This is a genomic window from Pseudomonas sp. 31-12, from assembly GCF_003151075.1.
Lineage (GTDB): Bacteria > Pseudomonadota > Gammaproteobacteria > Pseudomonadales > Pseudomonadaceae > Aquipseudomonas.
This window is the reverse complement of the sequence record NZ_CP029482.1, coordinates 114,083-131,325: the sequence shown is the minus strand read 5'-3', so window position 1 is coordinate 131,325 and position 17,243 is coordinate 114,083. Positions and strand designations below refer to the sequence as shown.

The following is a 17,243-nucleotide window of genomic DNA, read 5'->3' as shown; positions in this document are numbered from 1 at the left end:
TTCTAGGGTGCGCCGTCACACCGGGCAAACCGAGCTTTGCATTAGCCGATGAAAGAAGCACGAATGACGACCGGTCAGTCACTGGCTGCAAGCGTTGGCGGGGCTCGCTCGAAGGGTTTTCAGCGGACGGCGGGGGCCTGAAATTTTGTCGATTTTATGATCCGGGGCAGTTTGGTAAGGGCATTGGCTTGTGTATGCTCCGTTCACGTTTCGGGCTCATGCTCATCATTATAAGAACAAGAACATTGCCTATGACCCTCAGCTCCGACCTGTCGGGCCCTTCTGTGGAGCCTCGGGTTATCCGTAAACAGTACGCCATGGAAATGGCGGTCGAGCGCACGCGCCTGCTTTACCAGGGCTCGCTGCTGCCTACGCTGTTCATGCTGATCAACGGACTGGTCTGCGCCGCATTGCTCTGGAGCCCGCAGCGCTACTTCATCGTCAGCATCTGGCTGATCTGGCTTTTATCGCTGGTGGCCTTGCGGGTGATTCAAGTCGCAGCCTTCGATTCGGCCATCCCCAACCGCCAGGCCCATCCGGTCTGGCGTCGCATGTTCCTGTTGGGGTCTGCCATGACGGGCCTGACCCTGGCCGGTGCCGGTATTGCCTTGGTCCCCGCTGACAATTTCATGCAACAAGCCTGGGTGTTCGGCCTGATCGGTGCCGCCGCCTTGTCGGCCAGCGTCGCGTATGCGGTCAGTCTTCCGGCATTCCTCTCCTTTACCTTGCCCTGTCTGTTGCCGGCCATCGCCTATCTATTCTGGGGCGGCGATCAACAAGGCCAGGGTTGGGGCTGGTTCGGGCTGATTCTGTTGGGGGCGCTGAGCGTGGTGGCCTGGCAAGTCAATCGGCTGATCGACAGCGGTTTGCTGCGGCGCTTTCAGAATCAGGCTCTGATAGAACACTTGCAGCAGGCGCAGACTTGCAGCGACCAACTCAATCACGAATTGGCCAAAGAGATCGATCACCGCCGCTGCGCCGAAGAAAAATTGCGTGAAGCCCAGGTCGAGCTTGAAAACCGTGTTGCCCAACGCAGCCTGGAGCTGGACGCGGCCAACCAGGCCCTGAGCAAGAGCGAGGCGCGGCTGGCGCTGGCGTTGAAGGCCAGTGAGCTCGGGCTGTGGGACTGGAACCTGCAAACCGACGAAGTCCATCACACCCAGCTTCAGGAGTTGTTCGGCCTGGAGCCGGAGTTCGTGACCGCGATGCTCAGCCACCTCAAGCCGCGCCTTCACCCCGAAGACTTGCCGTCGCTGCGCCGTGCCCTGGTCGAGCATTTGAAGGGTCGCAGCGAGGATTACCAGATCGAATACCGCGTGCGGCATGGTGACGGCCATTGGGTCTGGATCGAGGACCGTGGGCGGGCGGTCGAGCGCAGCGAAAATGGCCGGGTGATCCGCATGGTCGGCACCCGCCGCGACATCAGCGCGAGCAAGGGCCAGGAAGAACAGCGCCAGTTGGCGGCGACGGTGTTTGAAGCGGCGAGCGAAGGCATCGTGATTTTCGACCCGAATTACGCGCTGATCGCGGTCAATCAGGCGTTCAGCCGCGTCACCGGCTACGACATCGAAGACATGCTCGGGCGCAACGTTGTCGAGTTGCCGTGCAGTCGCGATGCGCGCCGGCACTATGGTGCGATTCATCATGCGCTGGAACAGCACGGCACCTGGCAGGGCGAACTGGTGGAAACCCGCAAGAACGGCGAGCTCTATCCGCAGTGGCTGCAACTGAACGCTGTTCGGGATGCTCGGGGGAATGTAAGCCATATTGTCGGCTTCTTCGCCGATTTGTCCGCTCGACGGGAATCCGAAGAGCGCATGCGCTACCTGACCCATTACGACGAACTCACCGGTCTGGCCAACCGATCGCTGTTCCGCGAACGGCTGCGCGAAGCGCATCAGCGGGTGCGTCAGGGCGGGCGCCGCAGCCTGGCGCTGCTGCATATCAACCTGGATCGTTTCAAGCTGCTCAACGACAGCCTTGGCCATGAAGTCGCCGATCAGTTGCTGCAGAAGATGGCCCGGCGGCTGGTCAACGCACTGCCCGAGGCCGACACCATTGCGCGGCTTTCCGGTGACGAATTCGCGGTGATCTTTGATGCCTACGGCAACCTGTCGAGCCTGGCCCGCGTGGCGACCCGATTGTCGACCAAACTACGGCTGCCTATCACCGTCGATGGCCATGAACTGGTGGTTAGCGCCTCGATGGGCATCAGCATGCTGCCGGACACCGCCCGGGAAATTTCCGCGCTGGTCAGCCAGTCGAACATTGCCATGCAGCACGCCAAGCATTTGGGCGGCAACAACTTCCAGTTCTACACCGAGAGCTTGCAGGCCAGCACTCTTGAACGATTGCAGCTTGAAAACCAGCTGCGCAAAGCCATCGACGAAAAGCAGCTGCAAGTCTATTACCAACCCAAACTTTGCCTTGAGACTGGCCGCCTGAACGCAGCCGAAGCCTTGGTGCGGTGGGATCACCCGACCATGGGTCGCGTGCCGCCGGGGGACTTTATCGGTCTGGCCGAGGAAACCGGGCTGATCGGTCCTATCGGCGAGTTCGTGTTACGCCAAGCCTGTTGGCAGGCCTGCGAATGGCAGCGGCAAGGGCTTGAGCCGATTCGCGTGTCGGTCAATTTGTCGGTGCATCAATTGCGTCAGGGCAAGTTGGTCAGCCTGGTGCGGCAGGTGCTGGAAGAAACCGGCCTGGCGCCGCACTACCTGGAGCTCGAACTCACTGAAAGCCAGTTGCTGGACAGCGTCGAGCACATCATCGCGACGTTTCAGCAGTTGCGGGATATTGGCGTAAAACTGGCGATCGATGATTTCGGCACAGGCTATTCGTCCCTGAGCTATCTCAAGCGCATTCCCGTGGATTACGTGAAGATCGATCAGGCGTTTATCCGCGGCCTGGGGCAGGGCAGCGAGGACGCGGCGATCACCCGGGCGATCATCGCCATGGCGCATGGATTGTCGCTGAAAGTGGTGGCTGAAGGTGTCGAGCGGGAAGAGCAACTGGAATTCTTGAAAGCCGAGCGCTGCGATGAAGTGCAAGGTTATCTGGTCAGTCGCCCGGTCGAAGCCGATGACCTGGCTGCGCTTTTACGTGAGGACGCAAAACCCTTGTAAGTGCTACATGGAGCGCATGTGGCGTGGAATGGGGACATCGAGTTACGCATTGAGCAGGCAAAAAGCCGATTCATGTAGTATAACTACAAGCTTGCTACATATCCGGCACCTGCCAATAACAAAGAGTCCAGCCCTTTGAATCTGCTGCAACACATCGCCCAGTCACGCCACCTCTTACGCAAGTCGGAGCTCAAGGTCGCCGACCACGTGCTGCTTGATCCGGCGGCGGTGATGCACAGCTCCATGGCCGACCTGGCCCATAGCGTGGGCATCAGTGAGCCGACCATTGTGCGCTTCTGCCGCGCCATTGGTTGTTCCGGTTTCCAGGACTTGAAGCTGAAACTGGCGCAGAGCCTGGCGGCAGGCGCGAGCTTTGGCCAGTTTGCGATCCATGAAGACGATTCGGTCGCCGACTACAGCCTGAAAATCTTCGACACCACCCTGCACACCTTGATGGAGGTTCGCGAGAAGCTCGATCCGGTGGAGTTGCAGCGGGCCGTGTCGCTGATGTCCCAGGCCCAGCGCGTCGAGTTCTACGGCTTTGGTGCATCGGGCGCGGTGGCGGCGGATGCCCAGCACAAGTTCTTCCGGTTGCTGCTGACTGCGGCGGCCTATTCCGACCCGCACATGCAGGCGATGTCGGCAGTTACTTTGAAACCGACCGATGTGGCGATCTGTATTTCCCAGTCCGGGCGTTCCAAGGATTTGTTGATCACGGCGAACCTGGTGCGTGAAAGCGGCGCCTCGTTGATCACGTTGTGCCCGAGCCAGACGCCGTTGGCCGAACTGTCGACCGTCAACCTGGCGATCGATGTGCACGAAGACACTGAAATCTACACCCCGCTGACGTCGCGTATCGCTCACCTGGTGGTGATCGACGTGTTGGCGATGGGCGTGGCCATGGCGCGCGGGCCGAGCCTGGTCAACCACCTCAAGAGCGTCAAGCGCAGCCTGCGCAGCTTGCGGTTGTCGCCAAAATCAGTGAAAGCGCTGGACGATTGATAGTGGCTGGAATTGTGGCGAGGGAGCTTGCTCCCGCTGGGCTGCGCAGCGGCCCCCAAACCATTCACAGCAATTTTTGACCAACCGCATCAAGCTCATTTACGACTGCTGCGCAGCCGAGCGGGAGCAAGCTCCCTCGCCACAGATTCGCGGTCAGTCTGCGAGTTTCATCGTTCTGTAACCCACCCGCCGCCAAACCGTCATCCCCCGCGCCTATCTTGAAACTCCCGTAATCGCCTTGGGAGACTCGAAATGGCCCAGCCCTACGAAGAACGCAACAGCGCCGTCAAAACCCGCCGTCAGCAAGAAGATCAGCGCCGCATGGAATTTCGCCGCGCCATCGAAGATCGCTGCGAACGCCGTCAGCTGCTGGCCGAGATCGGTGATTTCCCCGATCTGGAACTCAACTACTGGCAGGCAGCTCCCGCAACTTCCCGTCGAAACGCTCAACCAGCGCGCTGATCTGCACGCGTTCGCTGCGGATAAACGCAAGGAACGCGTGGGCCACCGGCGACAGCCGCTTGGCCTTGGCCTGCACCAGGCACCAGCTGCGAAACAGCGGCAGCTCTTCGACCGGTAATTCAATCAATCCGCCGGTCGCCAACTCAAGGTTCAGGGCGTGGCGCGTCAACAGCGCGACGCCCAGACCCGCCAGCACACATTCACGCTGGGCTTCGGCCGATGAGACCTCTTGGGTCTGGTTGAAGTGCACGCGTTTTTCCTTGAAATACTCTTCGCACGCCAATCGCGTTCCGGAACCGGGTTCGCGCAGCAACAGGGTGTAAGGCTCGAGGTCTTGCAGGCGCAACGGCCCCATGTGGCACAGCGGATGATCCGGCGGCGCCACGGCCACGATCGGATTGTTGAGGAACGGCAGAAACTCCAGCCCCATGTCCTGCGGCACCATGGACATGATCACCAGGTCGTCGCGGTTATCAGACAGTCGACGGATCACCTGCCCCCGGTTGACCACCGTCAGTTGCAGATTCACTTCCGGGTGCTGGCGCTTGAACGCGGCAAACAGGTGCGGCACGAAATACTTGGCGCTGGATTCGACCGCCAGTTTCAGCTGGCCCTGCAACGATCCCTGCATGTCCGAAAGCTGCATGTCGAGGTTTTCCAGGCGCCCGAAAATATCCCGGCTGGCGCGCTGTAGAGCTTCGGCGGCTTCCGTCATGTAGAGTTTTTTGCCGACGTAATCGAACAAAGGCTGACCAATCAGCTCCTCAAGTTGACGAATCTGCAGGCTCACGGCAGGTTGTGTGAGCGACATTTCGTCGGCTGCGCGGCTGTAGGATCGCAAATCACAGACCTCATTGAAGATCTGCAATTGACGCAATGTCATACGCATCAATGACTTACGCATTATCTAGAAGCTCCCGCCCCAGGCTGATGAATCAACTATAAGTCTTTACTTATGGCTAACCCAATTATTAATCATTTTTGTTAATCCCTTGTGGGGGCTAGTGTGGGGCTGCGACTAAATCGAAACATTTAGTCACGCGTCGACCTGGTCTAGCAGGTCGTGGGTACCACCGGCTCAAGGGAACCTCCAAGTGATAAAAAAGATCCTGATCGCCAACCGTGGTGAGATTGCCGTACGAATCGTGCGTGCCTGCGCCGAGATGGGCATTCGCTCGGTCGCGATCTATTCCGACGCCGACCGCCATGCCTTGCATGTGAAACGCGCGGACGAGGCCCACAGCATCGGTGCCGAGCCACTGGCCGGTTACCTGAATGCGCGCAAGCTGGTGAATCTGGCCGTGGAAACCGGTTGTGATGCGTTGCATCCCGGCTACGGTTTCCTCTCGGAAAACGCCGAGCTGGCAGATATCTGCGCTGAACGCGGCATCAAATTCATTGGTCCATCGGCTGAAGTCATTCGCCGCATGGGCGACAAGACCGAAGCGCGCCGCAGCATGATCAAGGCCGGTGTGCCGGTCACGCCAGGCACCGAAGGCAACGTCGCGGACATCACGGAAGCCTTGGTCGAAGGTGACCGTATCGGTTATCCGGTGATGCTCAAGGCAACTTCCGGTGGTGGTGGCCGTGGTATCCGGCGCTGCGACAGCCGTGAAGAACTCGAACAAGCCTTCCCGCGAGTCATTTCCGAAGCCACCAAGGCCTTTGGTTCGGCGGAAGTGTTCCTCGAAAAATGCATCGTCAATCCGAAACACATCGAAGCGCAGATCCTCGGCGACAGTTTTGGCAACGTGGTGCACCTGTTCGAGCGTGATTGCTCGATCCAGCGCCGCAACCAGAAGCTCATCGAAATCGCGCCAAGCCCGCAACTGACCCCGGAACAGCGCGCCTACATCGGCGACCTGTCGGTGCGTGCGGCCAAGGCTGTGGGTTACGAGAACGCCGGCACCGTGGAGTTCCTGCTCGCCGAGGGCGAGGTGTACTTCATGGAGATGAACACCCGGGTGCAGGTGGAACACACCATCACCGAAGAAATCACCGGCATCGACATTGTGCGTGAGCAGATCCGCATCGCGTCCGGCCTGCCGCTTTCGGTGAAACAGGAAGACATCCAGCACCGTGGTTTCGCGTTGCAATTCCGCATCAACGCCGAAGACCCGAAAAACAACTTCCTGCCGAGCTTCGGCAAGATCACTCGTTACTACGCGCCCGGCGGCCCCGGCGTGCGCACCGACACGGCGATCTATACCGGCTACACCATTCCGCCGTTCTACGACTCCATGTGCCTGAAACTGGTGGTATGGGCGCTGACCTGGGAAGAAGCGATGGACCGTGGCTTGCGCGCCCTCGACGACATGCGTCTGCAAGGGGTCAAGACCACCGCCGCGTACTACCAGGAAATCCTGCGTAACCCGGAATTCCGTAGCGGCCAGTTCAACACCAGCTTCGTTGAAAGCCACCCTGAACTGACCAACTACTCGATCAAGCGCAAACCCGAAGAGCTGGCCCTGGCCATCGCCGCCGCCATCGCCGCCCACGCAGGCCTGTGAGGAATAGAACAATGAGCAAGAAAATCCACGTTACCGACACCATCCTGCGCGACGCCCACCAATCGCTGCTCGCGACCCGCATGCGCACCGAAGACATGCTGCCGATCTGCGACAAGCTCGACAAAGTCGGCTACTGGTCGCTGGAATGCTGGGGCGGCGCAACCTTCGACGCCTGCGTGCGTTTTCTGAAAGAAGACCCGTGGGAGCGTCTGCGCCAACTGCGTGCCGCGCTGCCTAACACACGCCTGCAAATGCTCCTGCGTGGCCAGAACCTGCTGGGTTACCGCCACTACAGCGACGACGTGGTCAGAGCGTTCGTTGCCAAGGCAGCGGTCAACGGCATCGACGTGTTCCGCATCTTCGATGCCATGAACGACGTGCGTAACCTGCGAGTGGCCATTGAAGCGGTGAAAGCTGCTGGCAAACACGCCCAGGGCACCATCGCCTACACCACCAGCCCGGTGCACACCATCGACGCGTTCGTGGCCCAGGCCAAACAAATGGAAGCCATGGGTTGCGACTCGGTGGCGATCAAGGACATGGCCGGCCTGCTGACCCCGTACGCCACCGGCGAACTGGTCAAGGCGTTGAAATCCGAGCAGTCGCTGCCGGTCTTCATCCACTCCCATGACACTGCCGGCCTGGCCACGATGTGCCAACTCAAGGCCATCGAAAACGGTGCCGATCACATCGACACCGCGATCTCCAGCTTCGCCTCGGGCACCAGCCACCCAGGTACCGAGTCGATGGTTGCCGCCCTTAAAGGCAGCGAGTTCGACACCGGCCTGAACCTGGAACTGCTGCAAGAGATCGGCCTGTACTTCTACGCCGTGCGCAAAAAATATCACCAGTTCGAAAGCGAGTTCACCGCCGTCGACACCCGCGTGCAAGTCAACCAGGTACCGGGCGGGATGATTTCCAACCTGGCTAACCAGTTGAAAGAGCAGGGCGCCCTGAACCGCATGGCGGAAGTGCTGGCCGAAATCCCGCGGGTTCGTGAAGACCTCGGCTTCCCGCCGCTGGTGACCCCGACCTCGCAAATCGTCGGCACCCAGGCGTTTTTCAACGTGCTGGCCGGCGAGCGCTACAAGACCATCACCAACGAAGTGAAGCTTTACCTGCAAGGCGGCTACGGCAAGGCGCCGGGCATCGTGAACGAAAAACTGCGTCGCCAGGCGATCGGTAGCGAAGAAGTGATCGACGTGCGCCCGGCTGATCTGCTCAAGCCGGAAATGACCAAACTGCGTGCCGAGATCGGTGCTGTGGCCAAGTCTGAAGAGGACGTGCTGACCTACGCCATGTTCCCGGACATCGGCCGCAAGTTCCTCGAAGAACGTGCTGCCGGCACCCTGACTCCAGAAGTGCTGCTGCCGATCCCTGAGGCCGGCGGTGTGACCTCAGCCGGTGGCGAAGGCGTGCCGACTGAGTTCGTCATCGACGTCCACGGCGAAACCTACCGCGTCGACATCACCGGTGTCGGCGTCAAGGCGGAAGGCAAGCGTCACTTCTACCTGTCCATCGACGGCATGCCGGAAGAAGTGGTGTTCGAACCGCTCAACGAGTTTGTCAGCGGCGGCAGCAGCAAGCGCAAGCAAGCTAGCGCTCCAGGCCACGTCAGCACCACCATGCCGGGCAACATCGTCGACGTGCTGGTCAAGGAAGGCGACACCGTGAAAGCGGGGCAAGCCGTGCTGATCACCGAAGCGATGAAGATGGAAACCGAAGTCCAGGCAGCCATCGCCGGCAAAGTCACCGCCATCCATGTGGCCAAGGGCGACCGGGTGAACCCGGGCGAAATCCTGATCGAGATCGAAGGCTGAGTTAACAGCCTCGATACAACGCTTTAAACCTCGGGGGGGCATGTGCTCCCCTTTTTTTGTCCGGAGTTTCGCGTTGGCAAATGTGGGAGCGAGCCTGCTCGCTCCCACAGGGACTGCGTTGAGTCAGTTGTTGATCAGAACGCCATCCGCCACTGACCCGTTACGCCATGATTGCGGCTGTCAGTGCCGATCTCGCCGATAAGGCCAACACCCAGCGTCTGTTTCGCTGACAAGCCCAAGTCCAGCCCTGCATTAACCAGCAAGCTGTCACGGTCCAGCGGCGCACCGGATACGGTGAAGTTTTTTCCGCCCGTTACCAGTCGTTGGCGGGTATCGCTGTAGACGTCTCCATACGTGTGTTTCCAGCCGGCACTGAACCGCGGCGTCAGTTGCATGCCGTTATCCAGCGTGTTGACCTTCGCCAGACGCAGACCGAGTGTGCTGTACATATTGTTCTGGGTCTGGCCGTGGACTTTAAGTGCGGCCGCGCCACCTTTTTCGGTGTAGCCGTCGCGCTGATAGCGTTGATAGCCAACGCTGGCAAACGGTTCGATGCTGACATTGGCCCGACCGAGGTTGTAACCCACTTCCGCGAAGGCCTGCTGGGTGCTGGCGTCGTAACGGCCTTCGGGACGGTCGCTGAAACCGTTGAAGGCAACCCGCCGTTTTGTGCTGCCGTCGTGATTGCTGTAGGTCGCGCCGAGGCGCAGCGACATGGGGCCGCTCTGGCGCAGCGCATAGGCGCCCAAGTGCCAACTGTCGAGATCGCCGTCGAGCTCGCGGCTGTCCAGGCGGGTCTCGGACTTGCCGCCCATCACACCGATACGCCATTCCTCATCAACGCGCCAATCCGCGCCCAGAACGAGACCTTTGGTCGATGTTTGCAGCGCATCGTGGTCGCGATCCAGTGTTCCGCCGTGCCCCAAGGCTTGCAGCCAGACCCTGCCGTTTTCTTCGTTGCCGACGGCCAGGCTTGGTGCGTTGGATCGGTTGCCGGGTTTGTTGTAGCCGCTGGCGCTGTCCAATTGGCGCATGGCTGAGAGCAGGGTGGCGCTGACCGGGCTGTCACTGTTCAGGGTGGCTTTGGCGAGGTTGGCGGTGTTGCCGCCAGCAAGCTGTTCAATTGCATGGGCGGCGATCACTTTGTTACTGCCGAGCAGGGCGTTGACAGCGGCGTTTGCGGGGGTGGTTGGTTTTGGTGTTGTGGCGACGGGATTAGTCGTTGTTGATGGAGTTGAGGCAGTGGGTGCGATCGCATCGGTGGGAGCGATCGGTGTGGGAGCGGTGGGAGAAGAATCGGTGCTTGTCAGTGGATTCAGGGCTTGCGCGGGGGAGGAAGCGTTGTCAGATAGCACCTGCTCTTGCCGTAATTCCTCTGGCTCATCGATGCTTTGGGAGAGTTCACGTCCGTTGTTGCTATTCGCGAAACTCTCGATAGGCACCTTGTTGCGCGCGAACGTCAGTTCGACCGTTTTTCCATTGTGCTCAACGGTCGACGTCATGAACGCCAGATCGTTGAGGACTTTGCCGAATTTACCTTCGACCCCTTCGGCCTGAATGAGGGTGTACTGATTGCTCAACGGGTAGTCACCCGGCACTGCGACGATATTCAGCGTGGCATTGTCGAGTTTGGCGATGCCATCAACTTTGATCGTTTCGCTGCGGCCATCGGCGTTCACCTCGTAGATGAGTTCTGCGGTGTTCTGCAGTTCAAGGTTGCCATTTACCTTGGGCGCTCCATGCAACGCATTGACCTCAAGGCGGCCCGCCACCAGCAAGTGGCCGACCTGACCCGCGCCGCGGTAGGTCGCTTTCTTCTCCACTGTTACCGGGCCGATGATACGCCCGCGGTTGGTCAGTGTTGCGTTGTCCATGACTAACCCACCGTTTGAGAAATCATCGTTCCCCGTCAATGTCCACGGACCGCGCTTGATGTGCAGGAAATTAAAGTTCCGGCTCTCGCCGATTTCGCCACCACTCAAGGTATCGAGTTGCAGCGCATTGGTGCCTCCACCGCCGTCAACGATCCCGACGAAGCGGCCGCGTCGGCTGACGGTGACCAGATCATTGGAATCACCGAGTTTTAACGCGACACCGTCAGGCCCCGTTTCTGATTTGGTTACCGACGTTGTAACGGTGTCGGGATCGCTGATGAATGCTTCGATCCACGCCAGTTGGTCAACGGGTGGCGGTGAGAGAGAGGCGGGATCTTGAGCATTCGCGGAACCGGCATGGCCGAGCGCCAAGGAAATCGCCAGCGCTATGTAGTGGGGTCGGAACGTGTGTTGAATCTGCATCGGGTTCAGCCTCTTGTGAAGGAGGCCAAACCTTAAAAGTCGATGAAGTTTCCGGATGCCGGGCGATTCTCGGTGTCTCGCAAGACGCAGGGACTTCGCTTGTAGCCGAAACCACAGGGCGCTTCACCCACGTACGGATTGCCCGAGCATTAGAAGCCTTTCCCTACAGCATTGGGGGAAGCGTCCATTGGCGAAAAATCAAAAACTCATCTGCCACTGCCCAATCACCCCATGATTGCGGCTGTTGCTCCCCATCTCCCCGCTATAACCCACCCCCACCGAATGCCGCGCTGAAATACCCAGATCCAGCCCGGCTTCCAGCACCAGACTGTCACGATCCAGCGAACTGCCATCGACACTGAACGCCGTTCCTCCGACTACAAATGCCTGGCGCGTCGAGTTGCTGACATCGCCATAGGTGTGTTTCCAGCCAGCGGTCATGCGTGGCGTCAGGCTCATGCCGTTCTCCAGCGAACTCAGGTGTGCCAGGCGCAGGCCGAAGGTGCTGCTGAAGTTGTCCTGTGTTTCTTCGTCCACCTGCAACGCTGCGGCTCCACCTTTTTCCTGGTAGCTGTCGCGGTGATAACGCTGGTAGCCGAGGCTGGCAAACGGTTCGGCGCTGAGGCGACCGCTGCCCATCGCGTACCCGAGTTCGGCGAAGGCCTGTTGGCTGTCGGCGTCGTAATCGCCTTTTGGTCGGTCGCTGAAACCGTTGAAAGCGACAGTACGTTTGCTTTCGCCTTGATGGCCGCTGTACGCGGCGCCGAGACGCAAAGCGAAGGGTCCGCTTTGGCGCAAGGCGTAAACGCCGGCGTGCCAACTCTCGACGTTGCCATCGACTCCCGTGGCGTCCAGATCCGTTTTCGAATAGCCGCCGAGAACACCCAGGCGCCATTGCGGATCGAGCGCCCAATCAGTCCCGAGCACGGTGCCCTTGGTGCGTTGTTCCAGACCGCTGTTGCCGTGTTCGCCATCGAGCTTGCCGTAGCCGCCGATGGCTTGCAGCCAGAGTCGGCCTTGGGCGTTCGGGTCGTTGAGGTTGCGGGCGTCGGACGGGACGCCGGTGGCGGCGAGCACCGGGGTATCGCGCTGATCCAGGCCAACCAGCAATCCTGAACCGCCGCTCATTTGTTGCATCGCCGACAGCATGCTGCCGCCAATCTGGCTGATGGCACCAAGGGTGGCGCTGGTCAGGTTGGCGTTGCTGGCGCCGGCGAGTTGCTCGATTGCAGCGCCGGCCGTGGAGCTGGTGGTGTTGAGCAGTGCGTTGTAGAGCTCGTTGTTTTTACTCATCGAGGCCAGGCTGTTGGCGGCGTTGCTGCCGTTACCCGTGACCGCGAATTCGTTGAACGCGACATCGTTGCGCGTGTAGGTCAGGTCGACCTGGGTCGGGGTGTACGCGAGGGTCGGCGTGAGGAACGCGTAGTCGCTGGTGACTTTGCCGAAGGTGCCGTTGATGCTCGCGGCTTGCAGCACGGTGTATTGGCTTTGCCACGGATAGGTGCCGCTGCCCGGGTTCACCGCCAGGGTGGCGCCGTTCAGGTTGGCTACGCCGCCGACCTTGATCGGCGCGCTGCTGCCGTCGGCGTTGACGCCATAGGCCAAAGTGGAACCGCTGCCCATGGTCAAGTCATGGGTGATGGTCGCCGTGCCGAGTTGAGTGTTGGTGCGCAAAGTGCCGTTGACCAGCAAGTTGCCCACCGAACCACCGCCGGCATACACACCGCCCTCGTCGACGGTCAGGCTGCCGGCGATGCCACCCTGGTTGATCAGCGTCGCGCCGTTGCGCACCGCGCCGCCATCGCTGAAATCACCGCTCCCGGTCAGCGTCCAGGCACCTTGCTTGACCTCCAGCCATTCGAAGTTGCGACTCGCGCCGAAGCTGCCGCCCGCCGCGTCGTCCATTACCACGCGGTCGTCACCGCTGCCGCCGTCGACTACACCGACGAAGCGACTGCCGTTGCGCAATGTCAGGCTGTCGTTGCCTCCCCCCAGATCCAGCGCCAGGCCGTTGCTGCCGCTGATCGTGCCGCCGTTGATCACGTTGTCGGCGAACTCACCGACAAACTTCACACCGAAACCGTCGAGGCCATGAATGGTGCCGAAGTTTTCCAGCGTAGTCGCCGCCACGCCCGAACCGCCGCTGCCGTCGTCCACCAGAATCGCGCTGTTGGCGCCGGCGATCAGCGCGCCGTTGGCGTTCAACACATAGCCGCCGCCCAACGCGATGCCTTCACTGCCGTTAGCGAAACCACCCTTGTCGACACCCCCGGCGCCGATACCTTGAATGGTGCCGTAGTTCTCTATGTGGGCGAGATTGTCGATGTCCACGCCATCGCCGTCGCCATTAGGTTGCAGGCCCGAATAGGACCCGGTAATCGTGCCGTGGTTGATCACGGTGCCGTCGCCATCGGAGCCGAAACCCGAGCCATTGCGACCGGTGATTTGGCCGTAGTTGGCCAGTGTCGCGCCGAGGTCGGTGGTAATACCGTGGCGGCCGCCGGAAATGCTGCCGTAGTTGGTCACCGTCACGCCGGTCGCGGTATCGATGTCGATACCGTCGAACTTGTCGTCGGCGCTTCGAGAGTCGCCGGTAGCGATCTCGCCATAGTTGGTGATCGTCGCGTTGGCGCCGGTCTTCATGCCATCGCTGGCGTCTCCGCGAATCAATCCGCCCGCGCGGTTGATGACCGTGGTTTTGACCCCGGCACTGCGCAACGCATCCAGGTCCAGCCCTTGCCCGGTAGTGGAGCGGATGATGCCGCTGTTATCGATCAGCAGGCTGCCGCTGACGAAGTTGCTGTCGATGCGCAGGGCGTCATTGAAACCAAGGATCTGCGCGCCAACGCGGTTGTAAATGCTGTAGTTGCGCGCTTGCGTCAGGTCGCCGCTGCTGTCGATCGCCCGGCCGCCGGTCGAGATGATCTTGCCCGCGTTATCGATCACCACACCGGTGCCGCTGGTGCTGTCTTTCAGGCTCACAGTCTTGCCCGCGTTGGTGATGCTGCCTGGCGCCGAGATCGTCAGGGTGTCGGCACCGCCGAGGGTTTGTGCGGCGGTGGTCGCAGTGTCGATTTGCACATTTTTGAAGGGGGCGGCGTGGGCGCCGGTGCTGATCAATAACGCGATGCTGAATGCCAGGCGCTGGGGAGAGAAGGACATGTGAGACGGCCTTTTTGTTATAAGCGGGCCGTCTTGTATAGCGGAGGGTTTTTACAGAATGATGTCCGTGCGTCAGCCTTCAGACTAACTCCGACTCAAATACGCCTTCCCATAATGCCGCTCCATCCTTGCCTGAATCAGCTCCAGACCAATCGACATCACCCAGTAAATAATCGCCGCCGTCGTCAGCATCTCGATATACCGATAGCTCGACCGCCCATACGATTGCGCCAGGAACATCACTTCCCAAACCCCCATCACCGAGATCAGTGACGAGTCCTTGAGCATCGAGATGAATTGGTTGGTGGTCGGCGGGATGATGGTGCGCATGGCCTGGGGCAGGGTGACGCGCCAGAAGATCACGGTTTCGCGCATGCCCAGTGCCAGGGAGGCTTCGCGTTGGCCGTGGGCGACGCCGAGGATTCCGGCGCGGAAGATTTCGCTGAGGTACGCGCCGTAGTTCAACGAAAGGGCGATGATGCCGGCGGTGACTGCGCCGGGGACGATGCCCAGTTGCGGCAGGCCGAGGTAGATCAGCAGGATCTGGATCAGCAGCGGTGTGCCGCGAAAGAACGAGGCGTAGAAACTGGCGATGCCGAAGGCCACGGCGCTTTTCGACAGGCGCGCCAGGGCGGTGATGAAACCCAGCAGCGACGACGTCACGATTGAGGCCAGGCACAGAAACAGCGTCAGCGCCGCGCCTTGCAGGAAGCCGTTCGGCGCCAGGTGCAGGCCGATCAGGTTGGGCAGTTTGTCGAGGATGATCGAGAACTTCAGGTCGAAGCTCAGGAAAAAACTGGCGAACAATCCAAACATCGCCGCCCACGTCAGGTACAAGCGCGTGCGGAAACCGAAGAGGCGTTGCAGCCGCGACTCAGCCACCGGTTGCGGCGGTTGAGGAGGTGTCGGGAAAGAAGTCATTGGCTGATGTCGGCGCCGATCCATTTTTGCGAGAGCTTGCTCAGGGTGCCGTCCTGTTTCAGTTGCGCAAAGACCTCACGCACCTTGGCGTCCCACTGTGCGTCGCCTTTCTCGATGGCCACCGAGTTTGGCTCCGAGTACAGCGGCTCGCCAGCCAGCTTGAAGCGTTTGTCTTCGGTCAGGCGCGGTTGCGCGGTGACGAGGTTGGTGAGGATTGCATCCAGCCGCACGCCAGCGCCGAGGCCCAGGTCCTGGAACGCCACGTTATCGGTGTCATACGGCGCGATCTGCACATCCTCGAACGGGTACTGCAACTGGGTGTCTTCAGCACCTTCGATAACCAGGTTTTTGTTCAGGTAACTTTCGTAGCTGGACGCACTGGTGAGGCCGACTTTCTTGCCGCTCAGGTCCTTGGCGCTGTGAATGCGATCATCCTTGGCATTGACCACTATCACCGCTGGTGAGGCGTAATACTCGACCGGGAAATCGAAGACTTCAGCCCGTGCCTTGCTCGGCGTCATCGAGCAGACGCAGATGTCGTAGCGGCCACTCCAGCGTCCGGCGGCGATGACGTCCCAGGACGGCGTTTCCAGGCGCAGTTTGACGCCCAGTTTGTCCGCCACGGCTTTGGCTACATCGACGTCAAATCCGTCGAGCTGGTTCTGGTCGTTGAGGAAAGAGAACGGTGGATAGCTTTCCATCAACACGCCCACCAGTTCTTTCTTCTGCTCGATGCGGTCCAGTGTCGCTCCGCCGAAGGCTTGGCCGGAGACAGCCAGAATCGTCAGGCCCAGGGCCAGGAGTGGTTGAAATTTCACAGTCGATCCCTGAAAAAAAAGTGGTTGTTATTAACCGGATGGTGCGTATTAAATAGTTATAAGAACTACCTTGGTAGTGAGTTATTTTCATAAGCATATGAGTGAAAAGCATATGGGCGCAGGAAGCACGGTAATTCTGGATGGCGGCATGGGTCGTGAGCTGCAGCGCGCAGGAGCGCCGTTCAGACAGCCCGAATGGTCGGCGCTGGCTTTGAGCGAAGCGCCGCGGGCGGTAGAGGCGGTGCACGCGGCTTATATCGACAGTGGCGCCAACGTGATCACCAGCAACAGTTATGCGGTGGTGCCGTTTCACATCGGCGAAGAGCGTTTTGCAGCAGAAGGGCAGGCCCTCGCGGCGCTGGCCGGTGAGCTGGCGCGCCGGGCAGTAGAAGCTTCGGGCAAGGCTGTGCGTGTGGCCGGTTCGTTGCCACCGCTGTTCGGCTCCTATCGTCCTGACCTGTTTGATGCTGCTCGGGTGACAGAATTGCTGACGCCGTTGGTCAACGGGCTGGCGCCTCATGTCGACCTGTGGCTAGCCGAAACACAAAGCTCCATCGTCGAGGCGCGAGCAATCCACGCCGGACTGCCCAAGGACGGAAAACCGTTCTGGCTGTCATTTACCTTGAAGGATGAAGACACGGACGAAGTGCCGCGTTTGCGTTCGGGTGAGCCTGTCGCTGAGGCCGCAACGGTGGCTGCCGAGCTGGGTGTCGAGGCGTTGCTGTTCAACTGCAGTCAGCCAGAAGTGATCGGCGCTGCGATTGATGCGGCGCGGCAAACCTTCCAGCGTTTGGGGGTGAAGATCCACATCGGTGCGTACGCCAATGCCTTCCCGCCACAACCGAAAGAGGCCACGGCCAACGATGGTCTGGACCCGTTGCGTGAAGACCTCGATCCGCCGGGGTATCTCCAATGGGCGGCTGACTGGAAAGCGCGCGGCGCCAGTCATTTGGGCGGATGCTGCGGGATTGGGCCGGAGCATATTGCGGTGCTTGCCCAAAAGTTAGCGTGATGTCCATCGCGAGCAGGCTCGCTCCCACAGGATCTTCGGTTGGCCACAATGCCGTGGTCGTCGCAGGTCAAGTGTGGGAGCGGGCTTGCTCGCGAAGACGTCAGTACAGTCGAC

Annotated in this window: 11 protein-coding genes; 6 read left to right on the top strand and 5 right to left on the bottom strand. The window is 60.3% G+C overall.

Annotated elements, in window-relative coordinates; translation table 11 throughout:
* The first annotated feature begins 251 nt into the window (after positions 1-251).
* The 3 genes from DJ564_RS00595 (at position 252) to DJ564_RS00585 (ending at position 4,589) form a co-directional block, all read left to right on the top strand.
* On the top strand, positions 252-3,125 hold the full coding sequence (locus tag DJ564_RS00595) for a bifunctional diguanylate cyclase/phosphodiesterase (protein WP_109626855.1): 2,874 nt from the start codon (positions 252-254) through the stop codon (positions 3,123-3,125).
* Positions 3,126-3,260: 135 nt separating this feature from the next.
* A complete protein-coding gene (gene hexR / locus DJ564_RS00590; protein WP_008027445.1) occupies positions 3,261-4,127 on the top strand; it encodes a transcriptional regulator HexR in 867 nt (288 codons plus the stop codon).
* Positions 4,128-4,379: 252 nt separating this feature from the next.
* Complete coding sequence (locus DJ564_RS00585) at positions 4,380-4,589, top strand: PA3496 family putative envelope integrity protein (RefSeq protein ID WP_109626853.1); 210 nt, start codon at positions 4,380-4,382, stop codon at positions 4,587-4,589.
* Here the strand turns inward: DJ564_RS00585 and DJ564_RS00580 are convergent.
* Positions 4,531-5,493 carry a LysR family transcriptional regulator gene (locus DJ564_RS00580; protein WP_109626852.1) on the bottom strand — a complete coding sequence of 321 codons (963 nt, stop codon included), beginning with the start codon at positions 5,491-5,493 and terminating at the stop codon, positions 4,531-4,533. The genes DJ564_RS00585 and DJ564_RS00580 overlap by 59 nt on opposite strands.
* A gap of 190 nt (positions 5,494-5,683) precedes the next feature.
* Between DJ564_RS00580 and DJ564_RS00575 the strand changes: the two genes are divergently transcribed.
* Complete coding sequence (locus tag DJ564_RS00575) at positions 5,684-7,099, top strand: acetyl-CoA carboxylase biotin carboxylase subunit (RefSeq protein WP_109626850.1); 1,416 nt, start codon at positions 5,684-5,686, stop codon at positions 7,097-7,099.
* A gap of 11 nt (positions 7,100-7,110) precedes the next feature.
* Complete coding sequence (oadA, locus tag DJ564_RS00570; protein WP_109626848.1) at positions 7,111-8,919, top strand: sodium-extruding oxaloacetate decarboxylase subunit alpha; 1,809 nt, start codon at positions 7,111-7,113, stop codon at positions 8,917-8,919.
* A gap of 134 nt (positions 8,920-9,053) precedes the next feature.
* Here the strand turns inward: oadA and DJ564_RS00565 are convergent, their stop codons facing one another.
* From DJ564_RS00565 to DJ564_RS00550, 4 genes are all read right to left on the bottom strand, one after another.
* A complete protein-coding gene (locus tag DJ564_RS00565) occupies positions 9,054-11,216 on the bottom strand; it encodes an autotransporter domain-containing protein (RefSeq protein ID WP_109626846.1) in 2,163 nt (720 codons plus the stop codon).
* Positions 11,217-11,414: 198 nt separating this feature from the next.
* Positions 11,415-14,378, bottom strand: coding sequence for an autotransporter domain-containing protein (locus DJ564_RS00560; protein WP_109626844.1), 2,964 nt, complete (start codon positions 14,376-14,378; stop codon positions 11,415-11,417).
* Between the two features lie 84 nt (positions 14,379-14,462).
* Positions 14,463-15,299, bottom strand: a complete 837-nt coding sequence (locus DJ564_RS00555; RefSeq protein ID WP_109626842.1) for an amino acid ABC transporter permease — start codon at positions 15,297-15,299, stop codon at positions 14,463-14,465.
* Complete coding sequence (locus DJ564_RS00550) at positions 15,296-16,117, bottom strand: ABC transporter substrate-binding protein (RefSeq protein WP_109626840.1); 822 nt, start codon at positions 16,115-16,117, stop codon at positions 15,296-15,298. Before DJ564_RS00550 ends, DJ564_RS00555 begins: the two co-directional genes overlap by 4 nt.
* A gap of 112 nt (positions 16,118-16,229) precedes the next feature.
* Here DJ564_RS00550 and DJ564_RS00545 point away from each other — a divergent pair, with 112 nt between their 5' ends.
* Positions 16,230-17,129: a homocysteine S-methyltransferase family protein gene (locus DJ564_RS00545; RefSeq protein WP_109626838.1), complete on the top strand. Its 900-nt coding sequence runs from the start codon at positions 16,230-16,232 to the stop codon at positions 17,127-17,129.
* Positions 17,130-17,243 lie beyond the last annotated feature (114 nt).

Coding starts and splice junctions, on each gene's coding strand:
- DJ564_RS00595 (WP_109626855.1), top strand. CDS start 252: ATGACCCTCAGCTCCGACCTGTCGGGCCCTTCTGTGGAGCCTCGGGTT.
- DJ564_RS00585 (WP_109626853.1), top strand. CDS start 4,380: ATGGCCCAGCCCTACGAAGAACGCAACAGCGCCGTCAAAACCCGCCGT.
- DJ564_RS00580 (WP_109626852.1), bottom strand. CDS start 5,493: ATGCGTAAGTCATTGATGCGTATGACATTGCGTCAATTGCAGATCTTC.
- oadA (WP_109626848.1), top strand. CDS start 7,111: ATGAGCAAGAAAATCCACGTTACCGACACCATCCTGCGCGACGCCCAC.
- DJ564_RS00565 (WP_109626846.1), bottom strand. CDS start 11,216: ATGCAGATTCAACACACGTTCCGACCCCACTACATAGCGCTGGCGATT.
- DJ564_RS00560 (WP_109626844.1), bottom strand. CDS start 14,378: ATGTCCTTCTCTCCCCAGCGCCTGGCATTCAGCATCGCGTTATTGATC.
- DJ564_RS00555 (WP_109626842.1), bottom strand. CDS start 15,299: ATGACTTCTTTCCCGACACCTCCTCAACCGCCGCAACCGGTGGCTGAG.
- DJ564_RS00545 (WP_109626838.1), top strand. CDS start 16,230: ATGGGCGCAGGAAGCACGGTAATTCTGGATGGCGGCATGGGTCGTGAG.